Genomic DNA, 13750 nt, shown 5'->3' with positions numbered 1-13750 from the left:
GGAAAGAGGCGTCGTGCCCGAACCAGCGGAACCGCGAAACACCTGGACAGCGCCGGTCGCGCCAGGGCCGCTCAACGCGGTAGTCCAGGTGCCCGGCTCGAAATCCATCACCAACCGGGCCTACCTGCTGGCCGGGTTGTCCAGCACCTCGACGCTGGTGCGCACCCCGCTGGAGTCCAGGGACACCGTGCTCATGCTGGACGCGCTGGCCGCCATGGGTGGGAGCTACCAGCCGGGCCCGGACGGCGTGCGGATCTCACCGCTGAGCACGGAGGGTGACGCCCCGGTCGCGGTCGCGCTGGGCAACGCGGGCACCGTCGCCAGGTTCACCCCCGCGCTGGCCGGGCTGGGCAACCGCGCGGTGCGCTTCGACGGCGACGAGGCGATCCGGCGGCGGCCGGTGGCGCCGCTGCTGCGCGCGCTGAGCGAGCTGGGCGTCCAGATCGAGGACGACGGCCGCGGCGCGCCGCCGTTCACCGTGCACGGCAAGGGCCGGGTGCGCGGCGGGAAGGTGGACCTGGACTCGTCCGCGTCCAGCCAGTTCCTCTCCGCCCTGCTGCTGGCCGGGCCGTCCTTCGACGAAGGTGTCACGGTGCGACTGGTCGGCGGGGCACCGCCCAGTGAACCGCATATCGCGATGACCATCGACCTGCTGCGCCGGTTCGGCGCGGAGACCGAACGTGACGGCACCGAGTTCCACGTCGGCCCGGCTCGGCTGGCCTGCCCGAACTACACCGTCGAGCCCGATCTCTCCACCGCGGCGCCGTTCGTGGCCGCGGCGGTGGCGGCCGGCGGCACGGTCCGAGTCACCGGCTGGCCGGAACGCACCACGCAGCCGGGTGACTGGCTGCGGAGCCTGCTGACCGAACTCGGCCAGCGGGTGGAGCTCGGCGCGGACGGGCTCACCGTCACCGGCACCGGCGAGATCCCCGGCGTCACCCTGGACCTGCACGAGGTGGGCGAGCTGACCCCGGTGATCGCCGCGCTGCTGTGCTTCGCGGACGGCCCGTCGGTCATCTCCGGGGTGGCGCACCTGCGCGGGCACGAGACGGACCGGCTGACCGCGCTGGCCACCGAGCTGTCCGGGCTCGGCGGCGACGTGACCGAGACCGAAGACGGCCTGCGGATCACCCCGGCCCCGCTGCACGGCGGCGAGTTCCACACCTACGACGACCATCGCCTGGTGATGGCGGGCGCGGTACTCGGCCTGCGGGTGCCCGGCGTCCAGGTGGAGAACCCGGCCACCGTCGGCAAGACCTTCCCCGGTTTCGTCGACGCCTGGACCACCCTGCTGCACTCCTGACCCCGGTCCGTGAAGGCCACCTTGCCTACTTTGAAGGTAGGCAAGGGGCCCTTCACGGCATGTTGGGGGGTCAGCTGCCGGGTTGGTCGACGCCGGGGGCGGGTGCCTCGGCGTTGCCGGCGATGCCGTAGCGGCCCGCCTTGCCGTCCAGCTGCTCGCGCAGCGCCAGTATCACGGTCACCCGGCCGGCCGCCGTGTCCACGTTGTCCACAGTGGACAGAATCGAGGTGGAGGAGGTGTCCGCGCGCGCGTTGCCAACCGCGCCGGTGCCCTCCGCGGACGCCGGGTCGCCGGCGAGCACGGTGCCGGCCCCGGCACGGTCGAGCTGGGTGGAGAACCGGGCGACGGTGGCCGCCCGGTCGCCCGCGCCGTCCCCGGTGGCCTGCCCGCCGGTGAGCACGATGGCCTGCTGGGCCGGTTTCACGCCCTGGCTCGGCCGGACGAAACCGCCGTCGGTGAGCCCGCCGAGCGCGGCCGCGAGCTCGTCCGGTGTGGACTGCGGCTGCGCGGAATCCTTGTTCAGCAGCAAAACCGAGCCGAGCAGGGCACCGGCGAGGGTGCCGGGGTCACCCGCGGTGGGGAACTGCACCCCGGCGGGCTGCAGCCTGGTCACCACCTGGCGCAGCTGGTCGGCCTTCGCCGGATCCGCGAAGGCCTCGGTCAACTGGACCTCGCCGGTCACCGAGGCACCGGCCTGGCCGACCAGGTCGCGCAGCGCGTCCCGGTCCGCCGGCTTGGCGTCCTCGGTGGTGATCAGCACGACCGAGCGCTTGTCCAGCGCGCCCTGCACCACCTTGGGGCCCATCGCGCCGGCGAACGAGTCCGCGTCGGCCAGCCTGGCGTTCAGCGCGTTGCGCTGGGCTTCGAGGTCGGCCACCTGGTTGCCCAGATTGCTCTTCTCGTCCGAGAGCCCGGAAAGCAGCGAACCGTTCAGCGCCGTCGAGCCGAGCACGACCCCGATGGCCAGCGCCAGGAACGCCGCGGCGATGGAAACGATGTGGTAGCGCAACGAAATCACGTGAAGAGCCCCTTGACCCAGCTTGCGAACGAATTCCAGGTGTCCCCGGCCCAGTCGAGGTAGACGTCGCCGACGTCGGAGACCAGCAGCGCGGCCACCACGACCACGATCGCGGCCACCACCAGCAGCACGATCGAGCCGACCGACACCCGGCTGCGGTGCAGGGTCGCGACCGCCTTGCCGTCCACCAGCTTGGTGCCCAGCTTCAGCCTGGTGAGGAAGGTGGACGGGTTGGAGCCGGACCGGCCGTGGTCGAGGAACTCGCGCAGGGTGGCCTGGAACCCGACGGTCACCACCAGGCTCGCCTGGTGCGCGTCGGCCAGCAGCAGCGCGAGGTCCTCCGAGTTGCCCGATGCCGGGAAGGTGACCGCGCCGATGCCGAGGTCCTGGATGCGGCCGACGCCCGGCGCGTGCCCGTCCGGCTGCGCCGGCACCACCACCTCACCGCCGCTCTTGAGCGTGTCCGCGTCGATGCCGAGCGGGTCGCCCACGATGATGTCCGGCCGGTAGCCCATCGCCCGCAGCGAGTCCGCGCCGGCGTCCACCCCGACCAGCACCGGCCGGTGCTCGGCGATGTACTTCTTGAGCTGCTTCAGATCGTGCACGTGCCCCTTGCCGGGGGCGACCACCAGCACGTGCCGGTCCTTGAGCTGCACCCGCACCTCGGGCACGCCGACCCCGTCCAGGATCAGCGTGCGCTCGCGGCGGAGGAACTCGATGGTGTTCGCGGAGAACGCCTCCAGCTGGCTGGACATCCCGGCCTTGGCCTCGATCATCTGGTCCGCGACGCTCTCCCGCGTCTGCACCGTGCCCGAGGCGACCTGGCGCTCACCGAGGTAGATCCCGCCCTCGTGCAACCGGACCTTGCTGCCGTCCTTGATGCCGCGCAGGACGTCGCCGCCGACCCCGTCGATCAGCGGGATGTCCGCGCCGAGCAGGATTTCCGGCCCCAGGTTGGGAAACCGCCCGGAAATCGACGGGGACGCGTTGACCACACCGGCGACCTCGGCGGCGACCAGCGCGTCCGCGGTGGTCCGGTCGAGGTCGAGCTGGTCGAGCACGACGACGTCACCGGGCCCGATCCGGCGCAGCAGCTCCCGGGTGCGGCGATCAACCCTGGCCACCCCGGTGATACCCGGGAGGGCTTCGTTGTTCTTCGTGAGCAGGCCGGTGAGCTTCATGGCACTGATGGTGACAAATGGACACCTGTTGATGCGTCCGCCACGCCGAAGGGACGGCTTACCTCTTGTCGTGCCCGGACAAAGCTGCTAGGCGGACAAGCTCACTCGAAGGTGTGGTTCGGGCGGGTCAGCTGACCCGCCCGGACGCTCTCGCGCCACCCTTCTTCTTCGTCGCGCGCGCAGCTCCGGACCGTTTTTTCGGGGTGGCGGCCGCCTTGTCGGTCTCCGCCACGGCGAGCAGCTCCTCGGCATGGGCCCGGCCGGTCTCGGTACCGTCCATTCCGGCCAGCATCCTGGCCAGCTCCAGCACCCGCTCGGACTGCTCGAGCACGCGCACCCCGCTGCGGGTGATGCCCTGCGCGGTGCCCTTGTCCACCACCAGGTGCCGGTCCGCGAAGGCGGCGACCTGGGGCAGGTGGGTGACCACCAGTACCTGGTGGCTGCGGGCGAGCCTGGACAGCCGCCTGCCGATCTCCACCGCGGCCCTGCCGCCGACCCCGGCGTCGACCTCGTCGAACACCAGGGTCTGCACGGTGTCCGCGTGCGCCAGCACCACCTCGATGGCCAGCATCACCCTGGACAGCTCACCGCCGGAGGCCGCCTTGTGCACCGGCAGCGCGGGCGCGCCGCCGTGCGCGCGCAGCAGCAGTTCGACGTCGTCCACGCCTTCCGGGCCGGCATGTGCCAGCGCACCGTCGACCAACAGCGCGTGCGGATCGGACTCCTCCGCGCGGCGCTGGCGGACGGTCACCTCGATCTCGGCCTGGCCCATCGCCAGCCCGGACAGCTCCGCGGTGATCTCTCCCGCCAACTCGCTCGCCGCGGCCGTCCTGGCCTTGGACAGCACGGCCGCGTGCCCGGCCAGCCGGGTGGCCAGCTCGTCCCGCTGCGCGGCGAGCGCGGCCAGCGCCTCCTCCGAAGTGTCCATTGTGGAGAGACGGGTGCCGGCGTCCTCCGCCCAGGCGAGCACCCCGTCCACATCGGCCGCGTACTTCCTGGTCAGCTTCTTGAGGTCGGACTGCCTGGCGAGCACCTGCTCCAGCCGCTCCGGATCGGCGTCCAGCGCGTCCAGGTAGTGACCGAGCTCGGCACCGACGTCGGAGAGCAGTACCGATGCCTCGACCAGCCGGGGCGCCAGCTCGCGCAGCACGGCGTCCTCGGCACCGGCCAGCCGCCGCTGCGCCTCGCCGACAAGGCCGAGCGCGCCGGGCAGGTCCGGGTCGGCGTCCGCGCCACCGGACACCGCGGCCTGCGCGCCGGTGGCCGCGGCCCGCAGCTCGTCCACCGCGGCCAGCCGGTTGACCTGCTCGGCAAGTTCGGTGTCCTCACCCGGTTTCGGGTCCACCGCGGCGATCTCGTCCAGACCGTGCCGCAGCAGATCGGCCTGCTGGGCCAGTTCCCGCGAGCGGCTGGAGCGCTCGGCCAGCTCGGCCACCACCCGCAGCCACTGTTCGCGGACGGCGTGGTACTCGGCCAGCGGCTCGGCCACCGCGTCCCCGGCGAACCGGTCGATCACCGCCCGCTGCTCGGCCGGGCGCAGCAGCCGGAGCTGATCGTTCTGGCCGTGCACGGCCAGCAGCTGCTCGGCGAGCTCGCCGAGCACGCCCACCGGCACCGAACGGCCGCCGAGGTGCGCCCGCGACCGGCCGTCGGAGCCGACCGAACGCAGCGCGATCACGCTGCCGTCCTCGTCGATGTCCGCGCCGGAGTCCCCGATGATCCGGATCGCCTGCTCGGCGCCCACCCGTTCGAACCGGCCCTCGACCACCGCCTTGCCGGAGCCGGTGCGCACCTTGGACGCCTCCGAGCGGCCACCCGAGAGCAGATGCAGGCCGCTGACCACCATCGTCTTACCGGCGCCGGTCTCCCCGGTGACCACCGTGAATCCCGGGTGCAACTCGAGCAGGGCGTCCTCGATCACGCCAAGGCCCTGAATACGCATCTCGGCCAGCACGACGCCAACCGTAGCGGTCCACCCCGACCTTCCGCTGCCCGTATCGCGATGAACAGTCCATTACCTTCGCCGTCCAGAGGCAAAAGGACCGGTCATTCCCTGGCGTGCCGCTCCCGCCAGCTCTTCACCGGCAGCGAGAACTTGTGCACCAGCCGGTCGGTGAACGGCCCGTTCCACAGCCGGACCAGCCGCACCGGCACCCGGCCGCACACCACCTGCACCCTGGCGCCCTTTGGCAGCTCGATGTGCCGCAACCCGTCGCAGGTCAGCACCGCGGACGAGCCGTCAGGGTCGATGCCGACCGTGATCACCGAGTTGCGGGAGACCACCAGCGGGCGGGAAAACATCGCGTGCGCGTTGCTGGGCACCACCAGCAGCGCCTCCACGTCGGGCCAGATGATCGGCCCGCCGGCGGAGAAGGCGTAGGCGGTGGAGCCGGTGGGGGTCGCGCAGAGCACCCCGTCGCAGCCGAACGAGGAGACCGGCCTGCCGTCCACCTCGATCAGCGCGTCCAGGATCCGCTCGCGTGAGCTCTTCTCCACGCTCGCTTCGTTCAGCGCCCAGGTGCGGGCCACCTCGAACCCGTCCACGGTCACCATCACGTCGATGGTCATCCGCTCTTCGACCTGGTAGTGCCCGTCCACCGCCCGGTGCACCGCGTCGTCGAGCGCCTCCGAATCGGCCTCGGTGAGGAAGCCGACCCGGCCGAGGTTCACCCCGAGCACCGGCACCCCGGCCGGCCTCGCCAGTTCGGCCGCGCGCAGCAGGGTGCCGTCACCGCCGAGCACGAACACCAGCTCGGTGCCGGCCGCCGGGTTGTCCTCCGGCGCCACCACCACGCACGGCGCGCCGATCCCCCCGTCCGGTTCGATCAGGTCGCGCACCTCTTCGTCCACCACCCGCAGCCGGATGCCGGCCTTTTCGAACCGCGCGGCCACCGCTCGCGCGGCATCCCTGGTGGTATCCCGGTCCGGGTGCACGACGAGCAGCACCTCACGATTTCCGGTCACTGTGGCCCTTCCGCGACCGCGGCTCGGACGAGTCCCTCGACGTCTTGCACGCCGTCCACAGTGGACTCGTCCGGCGCGTGCCGCAACCAGATGAAGTATTCGACATTGCCGGACGGTCCCGGCAGCGGGCTGGCGACCACACCGCGGGTGGCCAGCCCCAGCTCCGCCGCGGCCGCCAGCACCTCCAGCACGGCAGCGGCCCGCAGCTCCGGGTCGCGCACCACCCCGCCGCTGCCGAGCCGTTCCTTGCCAACCTCGAACTGCGGTTTCACCATCGGCACCAGATCCGCGCCACCGGCCGAGCAGGCCAGCAGCGCGGGCAGCACCAGGCGCAGCGAAATGAACGACAGGTCCCCGACCACCAGGTCGACCGGGCCGCCGAGCCGCTCCGGGGCGAGGTTGCGCACGTTGGTCTTGTCCAGCACCACCACGCGCTCGTCGGTCCGCAGCCGCCAGTCCAGCAGCCCGCGTCCGACGTCCGCGGCGAACACGGTGGCGGCGCCGGCGCGGAGCAGCACATCGGTGAACCCGCCGGTGGAGGCGCCCGCGTCCAAGCAGCGTTTCCCGGTCACCGAAAGACCGGCGGGGCCGAAGACTTCGAGCGCGCCGAGCAGCTTGTGCGCCCCCCGCGAAGCCCAGTTCGGATCGTCCGCCTCGCGCACCAGGATCGGCGCCCCGGCTTCCACCCCGGTCGCCGGTTTACCGGCCACCATGCCGTTCACCAGCACCTTGCCGTCGCCGATCAGCGTGCTCGCGTGTTCCCTGGACCGGGCGAGGCCCCGCCGCACCAACTCGGCGTCGAGACGCGCCCTACGGGGCATGATTCACACCTTGTCGATGCTGGACAGTGCCACGGTGAGTTCCGTGTGCACCGCGTCGAACCGCTCCACGTGCTCGGCGAGCGGCAGTTGGTCCAGCTCGTCCAGGCCGGCCACCGCCTCGTCGATCCCGGCCCTGGGGTCGGTCCGCTGCGGCTGGGCCTGATCGGCACCGGGCGGGGGGCCGGGCACCGGTCGCGGCATGGGGTCGTTCTGCTCCTGCACCCCCCAACGCTAACCGATCCGCGGCCATGGGGTGGCAGTCAGGTGAGGGCCAGCTCCACCAATGCCGCAGCAGCGTGATCGCCACTCGCACGGACGGTAGTCACGCCGGTCTGCCATGCCACCCCGCAGAGCACCCGCAGCAACGCCGTGGCGTCCGCGGCGCCGTCACCGGTGGCCACCAGTGCACCGTCCTCGGCGTGCACCTGCCAGCCCGGCTGCGGCCCGATCGCGAGCAGTTCGGCCGGCTCGGTCAGCGCGCTCAGGTCGGCGGCGAGGTAGCGGGCCCGCTCGGCGGGAACCGCGGCCAGCAGGGTGGCCGGGGTCGCCACGCCGGTGAGCACCACCAGCGCGTCCATCCCGGCCGCCACCGCGCCGGCGATATCGGTGTCCAGCCGGTCGCCGACGACCAGCGGGCGGCTCGCACCGGCCGATCCCGCGGCGGTCTCGAACAGCGGAGTCTGCGGTTTGCCCGCCACCGCCGGCTCGGTACCGGTCGCGGCGCGCAGGGCCGCCACCATGGCACCGTTGCCGGGCAGCAGGCCGCGCTCGGCCGGCAGCGTGACGTCCGCGTTGCAGGCCACCCACAGCGCACCGGCCCGGATCGCCAGGCAGGCCTCCGCGAGGTCGGCCCAGCCGGTGTCCGGCGAGTGACCCTGCACCACGGCGGCGATGCCTTCCCGGCCCGCGCGCACGGTGCGGACCGGTTTCAGGCCGACCGCGGCGACCTCGGCCGCCAGCGAGTCCGTACCGACCACGAGCACCGTCTCGCCGACGGCGACCCGGTCCCGGAGCACTCCGGCCGCGGCCTGCGCACTGGTGTTCACCTCACTCGGCACCCCGGCGACGCCCAGCGCGCGCAGGTGCTCGGCCACTGCCACCGGCGCCTTGGAGGCGTTGTTGGTGACGAACCGGACCGGGACATCGCGCTCCCGTGCCGTCTCCAGCACCTCGGCGGCACCGGGGATCACGTTGACGCCGTGGTAGACCGTGCCGTCCAGGTCGAGCAGCAGTGCGTCGTAGCTGTCCAGCAGCGAGTCACTCATCGGTGTCTTCCGGGCCGTCCTCGGCGAGTTCGGCCACGCGTTCGGCGGCGTCCGTCTCCTCGTCCTGGTCGGCCTCGACGGCGTGCAGGAACCACTGGACGGCCTCTTCGCGCCTGCCGGCGGCGGCCAGATTGTCCGCGTAGGCGTAGAACAGCCTGCCGCTCCACGGCTCGCGCTTGGCCGCGTCGAGATCCGCGCCCTGCAGGGAGACCACCGCGGCGTCGACCTGCCCGAGATCCCGGCGGGCACCGGCGGCGACGATCCGGAGCTCGATCTGGATGTCCTTCGGCAGCGCGCCGGTGTTGACCTCCTTGGCGAGGTCCAGCGCGCGTTCCGGACGGCCGAGCGCGCGTTCCGCGTCCGCGATGATGGCCACGTGCGCGTCGGTCCTGGTCATCCGCCGGACCGCGCGCAGCTCGGACAGGGCTTCCGCCCAGTTGCCGGCGTGGTAGGCCACCAGTCCGAGGGCTTCGCGCACGATCGGCACCCTGGATGCCTTCGCCTTCGCGTACTTGGCGTGCTCGAGCGCCGCTTCCGGGTCCTCGTCCATCAGGCCGCCCGCGGCGACCAGGTGCTTGCCGACCGTCTCGGCCAATGCCTTCGGCAGGGTGCGCAGTTCCTGGCGCGCCTCGGCGTCCAGGTCCGAGAACTCGATGCCCTCCGGCAGCTCTGGTGCTTCGAGCAGTTCCCTGGCCAGCGTTTTGTCGTCCACCGGACGGTCAGGGCGGCTCTCGAAGCGGGGAGGCCGGGAGTCGCGCCGGTCGCCGCCGGTCCGTTCCGGACGGCGGTCGTCGGTGCGCCGCTCGAAACGATCCCCGCCGCGCTTGTCGGCGCCGGGAGCACTCCGGCGATCGTCCCTCGGCCCATTGCTCGACCCGCTGCTCGACCCGCTGCTCGACCCGCTGCCACGACGATCGTCACGCGGGCCGCCACGCCGGTCATCCCTCGGCGTGCCACGCCGATCGTCGCGGGGACCGCCGCTGCCACGGTCGTTCCTCGCGGCCGTACCGCGCTTGTCGCCCCAGGAGCCGCCGCGTTTGTCGTCACGGGGCGCACCGCGCCGATCGTCCCTGGGCGCACCGCGCCGGTCGTCGCGCGGCGGGCCGTCCCTGCGGGCGCCACGATCCGGACGGGCAGCACTGTCCCGGCTGTCCCGGTCCTTCCAGGCGGGCCTGTCCTTCGAACCGCCGTGCGACGAGCCGGAGCGCCGGTCGTCCCGTGGTGCGCCCTGCCGGTCGCCGCCACGGCGATCCTGGCCACCGGTGAAGGGTTTGCGCGGGCCCTGGCGGTCACCGCCGGCACGCGGCGAGTCGCCACGGCCCCGGTCGCCTCTGTCACCACGATCGGAGCCGCCGGCCGGCCGGCCGGTGCCGCGGTCGTCGCGCCGCGGCCTGCCCGCGCCCCCGCGGTCCTTGGGGGGTTGCCGCCGATCCGGCGACGAGCCGCGCTGGCCGCCACGTGCTCCGTCCGGCCGGTCGCCGCGGGGACCGGAATCCCGACGCGGGCGAGCGGACTCGGCGTCATCCTCTGAGTTACGCCGACCGAACTCGGACACCTGGCCTCCTACTGACCCATGAAAAATACCTCAGACGCACGAAAGGCCCGCTAGGGAGCCAACTGGCAACCCTAGCGGGCCCTTCGGAAAGGGTGTTCGGCGGTGTCCTACTCTCCCACACCCCTTCGGGTGCAGTACCATCGGCGCTGGCAGGCTTAGCTTCCGGGTTCGGAATGGGACCGGGCGTTTCCCTGCCGCCATGACCACCGTAACTCTATCAACACCACAACCCCGCCCACATAGTTGCTGCGGGGTGGTGTGGTGTTTCAGAGCTGTAGAGCGGATGCGTAGCATGTTTGTGGGCAAGTCCTCGGCCTATTAGTACCAGTCAACTCGATAACACCTCACGGTGCGTCCATTTCTGGCCTATCAACCCAATGGTCTCTTGGGGGCCTTAACCCACAAAGGGGTGGGAGACCTCATCTTGGAACAGGCTTCCCGCTTAGATGCCTTCAGCGGTTATCCCTTCCGAACGTGGCTAACCAGCCATGCCACTGGCGTGACAACTGGCATACCAGAGGTTCGTCCGTCCCGGTCCTCTCGTACTAGGGACAGCCTTCCTCAAGTCTCCTACGCGCGCGGCGGATAGGGACCGAACTGTCTCACGACGTTCTAAACCCAGCTCGCGTGCCGCTTTAATGGGCGAACAGCCCAACCCTTGGGACCTACTCCGGCCCCAGGATGCGACGAGCCGACATCGAGGTGCCAAACCATGCCGTCGATATGGACTCTTGGGCAAGATCAGCCTGTTATCCCCGGGGTACCTTTTATCCGTTGAGCGACACCCCTTCCACCAGGTGGTGCCGGATCACTAGTCCCGACTTTCGTCCCTGCTCGACCCGTCAGTCTCACAGTCAAGCTCCCTTGTGCACTTGCACTCAACACCTGATTGCCAACCAGGCTGAGGGAACCTTTGGGCGCCTCCGTTACTCTTTAGGAGGCAACCGCCCCAGTTAAACTACCCATCAGGCACTGTCCCTGAACCAGATCATGGTCCGAGGTTGAGATTCCCAATTCGACCAGAGTGGTATTTCAAGATTGACTCCACCACCACTAGCGTGATGCCTTCACAGTCTCCCACCTATCCTACACAAGCCGAACCGAAAACCAATACCAAACTATAGTAAAGGTCCCGGGGTCTTTCCGTCCTGCCGCGCGTAACGAGCATCTTTACTCGTAGTGCAATTTCGCCGGGCCTGTGGTTGAGACAGCCGGAAAGTCGTTACGCCATTCGTGCAGGTCGGAACTTACCCGACAAGGAATTTCGCTACCTTAGGATGGTTATAGTTACCACCGCCGTTTACTGGCGCTTAAATTCTCAGCTTCACCCCCCAAAGGGAGTTAACCGGTCCTCTTAACGTTCCAGCACCGGGCAGGCGTCAGTCCGTATACATCGAATTGCTTCTTCGCACGGACCTGTGTTTTTAGTAAACAGTCGCTTTCCGCTGGTCTCTGCGGCCAACTCACCCTAGCCCGCACGGGGCTTCAAGTGCTTTGGCCCCCCTTCTCCCGAAGTTACGGGGGCATTTTGCCGAGTTCCTTAACCACAGTTCACCCGATCGCCTTAGTATTCTCTACCTGACCACCTGTGTTGGTTTGGGGTACGGGCCGTACATGTTCTCGCTAGAGGCTTTTCTCGGCAGCATAGGATCACCCTACTTCACCTCAACGGCTACGCATCACGTCTCAGAGTATACGAGGTACGGATTTACCTATACCTCCTCCTACACGCTTACACCAGTACTACCATTCACTGGCGGAGCTACCTTCCTGCGTCACCCCATCGCTTGACTACTACGGAATCAGATCCCACGCTCCACACCACAACTCCACCCGAAGGCTTCACCATGATGCTTTGGGTGGTTAGTATCAACCGCCTCATCAGGGACGAACATACACGGGTACGGGAATATCAACCCGTTATCCATCGACTACGCCTGTCGGCCTCGCCTTAGGTCCCGACTTACCCTGGGCGGATTAGCCTGGCCCAGGAACCCTTGGTCATCCGGCGGCAGAGTTTCTCACTCTGCTTTCGCTACTCATGCCTGCATTCTCACTCCCACACCCTCCACCACTGGTTCACACCGTGGCTTCCCTGGATGCAGGACGCTCCCCTACCCATCAACACGACTACACAACAACGCGAACGTTGAAGCGGATCTCTTGTGTCAATGACACAGCTTCGGCGGTGTGCTTAAGCCCCGCTACATTGTCGGCGCAGGACCACTTGACCAGTGAGCTATTACGCACTCTTTCAAGGGTGGCTGCTTCTAAGCCAACCTCCTGGTTGTCTGGGCAATCCCACATCCTTTCCCACTGAGCACACACTTAGGGGCCTTAGCTGGTGTTCTGGGCTGTTTCCCTCTCGACGACGAAGCTTATCCCCCGCCGTCTCACTGCCACACTCTCACACACCCGTATTCGGAGTTTGGTTGATTTCGGTAACCCGGTAAGGCCCCTAGACCATCCAGTAGCTCTACCCCGGATGTGAAACATGTGACGCTGCACCTAAATGCATTTCGGGGAGAACCAGCTATCACGGAGTTTGATTGGCCTTTCACCCCTACCCACAGCTCATCCCCTCAGTTTTCAACCTAAGTGGGTTCGGGCCTCCACGACGTCTTACCGTCGCTTCACCCTGGCCATGGGTAGATCACTCCGCTTCGGGTCTAGACCACGCGACTACATTCGCCCTATTCAGACTCGCTTTCGCTACGGCTACCCCACACGGGTTAACCTCGCCACGCAGCACTAACTCGCAGGCTCATTCTTCAAAAGGCACGCCATCACATGTCACCATGCTCTGACGGCTTGTAGGCACACGGTTTCAGGTACTCTTTCACTCCCCTCCCGGGGTACTTTTCATCTTTCCCTCACGGTACTAGTCCGCTATCGGTCTCCAGGAAGTATTTAGGCTTACCGGGTGGTCCCGGCAGATTCACAGCAAATTCCACGAGCTCGCTGCTACTCGGGAACACCAAACAAACACACAAACCACAGCTTTCGCGTACGGGACTCTCACCCACTCCGGTCACCTATCCCAAAGTGTTCCGCTAACCATGGCGCGCATCCGAAGACCTGTCAGAATCTTCACGCTGGGTCCCACAACACCGCACACACAACGCCTGACAACTTGACATGCATACGGTTTAGCCTCATCCGCTTTCGCTCGCCACTACTCACGGAATCACGGTTGTTTTCTCTTCCTGCGGGTACTGAGATGTTTCACTTCCCCGCGTTCCCTCCACACACCCTATATATTCAGATGCGGGTAACACTCCATCACGAGTGCTGGGTTTCCCCATTCGGAAATCCTCGGATCTCAGCTCGGTTGACAGCTCCCCGAGGCATATCGCAGCCTCCCACGTCCTTCATCGGCTCCTGAAGCCTAGACATCCACCATGTGCCCTTAACAACTTGACCACAAAGATGCTCGCATCCACTCTACAGTTCTCAAACACCACACCCACGAAACAACAACTCCGAAGGATCAGATGACCCCAAGGCGTGTTGCCTCAGGACCCAACAGCATGCCAATGAACACCAACACCCACCAACCCCGCATCACGCTTTCCACGACCCCAAAGGGCCAGTACTCACACGCGCAGGCATCACCAGACGCCGGCATCAACCAGTAGTTCCA

At 68.3% G+C, this 13750-nt stretch carries 9 protein-coding genes and 2 rRNA genes; 1 reads left to right on the top strand and 10 read right to left on the bottom strand.

Annotated elements, in window-relative coordinates; all coding sequences use genetic code 11:
- Window positions 1-13 precede the first annotated feature (13 nt).
- Window positions 14-1303, top strand: a complete 1290-nt coding sequence (gene aroA / locus AMYNI_RS0131325) for a 3-phosphoshikimate 1-carboxyvinyltransferase (RefSeq protein WP_026361184.1) — start codon at window positions 14-16, stop codon at window positions 1301-1303.
- 70 nt (window positions 1304-1373) lie between these two features.
- On the opposite strand, the gene AMYNI_RS0131320 is transcribed toward aroA, so the two are convergent.
- The 10 genes from AMYNI_RS0131320 to AMYNI_RS0131275 all read right to left on the bottom strand — a co-directional run bounded on the left by AMYNI_RS0131320 (window position 1374) and on the right by AMYNI_RS0131275 (window position 13530).
- Window positions 1374-2321, bottom strand: a complete 948-nt coding sequence (locus tag AMYNI_RS0131320) for a copper transporter (RefSeq protein ID WP_020672050.1) — start codon at window positions 2319-2321, stop codon at window positions 1374-1376.
- Window positions 2318-3502: a putative cytokinetic ring protein SteA gene (steA, locus tag AMYNI_RS0131315; RefSeq protein ID WP_020672049.1), complete on the bottom strand. Its 1185-nt coding sequence runs from the start codon at window positions 3500-3502 to the stop codon at window positions 2318-2320. Before steA ends, AMYNI_RS0131320 begins: the two co-directional genes overlap by 4 nt.
- 127 nt (window positions 3503-3629) lie before the next feature.
- Window positions 3630-5456, bottom strand: coding sequence for a DNA repair protein RecN (recN, locus tag AMYNI_RS0131310; RefSeq protein WP_020672048.1), 1827 nt, complete (start codon window positions 5454-5456; stop codon window positions 3630-3632).
- 92 nt (window positions 5457-5548) lie between these two features.
- Window positions 5549-6466, bottom strand: coding sequence for an NAD kinase (locus AMYNI_RS0131305; RefSeq protein WP_020672047.1), 918 nt, complete (start codon window positions 6464-6466; stop codon window positions 5549-5551).
- Complete coding sequence (locus AMYNI_RS0131300) at window positions 6463-7287, bottom strand: TlyA family RNA methyltransferase (RefSeq protein ID WP_026361183.1); 825 nt, start codon at window positions 7285-7287, stop codon at window positions 6463-6465. The genes AMYNI_RS0131305 and AMYNI_RS0131300 overlap by 4 nt, the downstream gene beginning before the upstream one ends.
- 3 nt (window positions 7288-7290) lie before the next feature.
- Entirely contained in the window at window positions 7291-7488 is a 198-nt protein-coding gene (locus tag AMYNI_RS0131295) for a hypothetical protein (RefSeq protein WP_040407489.1), read from the bottom strand.
- A 59-nt stretch (window positions 7489-7547) separates the two neighbouring features.
- Window positions 7548-8552, bottom strand: a complete 1005-nt coding sequence (locus AMYNI_RS0131290) for an HAD-IIA family hydrolase (RefSeq protein WP_020672044.1) — start codon at window positions 8550-8552, stop codon at window positions 7548-7550.
- Complete coding sequence (locus AMYNI_RS0131285; protein WP_026361181.1) at window positions 8545-10107, bottom strand: hypothetical protein; 1563 nt, start codon at window positions 10105-10107, stop codon at window positions 8545-8547. Before AMYNI_RS0131285 ends, AMYNI_RS0131290 begins: the two co-directional genes overlap by 8 nt.
- A gap of 94 nt (window positions 10108-10201) precedes the next feature.
- Window positions 10202-10318 (bottom strand): 5S ribosomal RNA (gene rrf, locus AMYNI_RS0131280).
- Between the two features lie 87 nt (window positions 10319-10405).
- Window positions 10406-13530: ribosomal RNA gene (locus AMYNI_RS0131275) — 23S ribosomal RNA — on the bottom strand.
- Between the last annotated feature and the right edge of the window lie 220 nt (window positions 13531-13750).

The organism is Amycolatopsis nigrescens CSC17Ta-90 (assembly GCF_000384315.1).
Taxonomy (GTDB): Bacteria; Actinomycetota; Actinomycetes; order Mycobacteriales; family Pseudonocardiaceae; genus Amycolatopsis; species Amycolatopsis nigrescens.
The sequence above is the reverse complement of the archived record's forward strand: the minus strand, read 5'-3'. Positions and strand labels throughout refer to the sequence as shown.

Excerpts from the sequence above, each read along its gene's own strand:
- AMYNI_RS0131290 (WP_020672044.1), bottom strand. The coding sequence starts at position 8,552 with ATGAGTGACTCGCTGCTGGACAGCTACGACGCACTGCTGCTCGACCTG.
- steA (WP_020672049.1), bottom strand. The coding sequence starts at position 3,502 with ATGAAGCTCACCGGCCTGCTCACGAAGAACAACGAAGCCCTCCCGGGT.
- AMYNI_RS0131300 (WP_026361183.1), bottom strand. The coding sequence starts at position 7,287 with ATGCCCCGTAGGGCGCGTCTCGACGCCGAGTTGGTGCGGCGGGGCCTC.
- AMYNI_RS0131295 (WP_040407489.1), bottom strand. The coding sequence starts at position 7,488 with ATGCCGCGACCGGTGCCCGGCCCCCCGCCCGGTGCCGATCAGGCCCAG.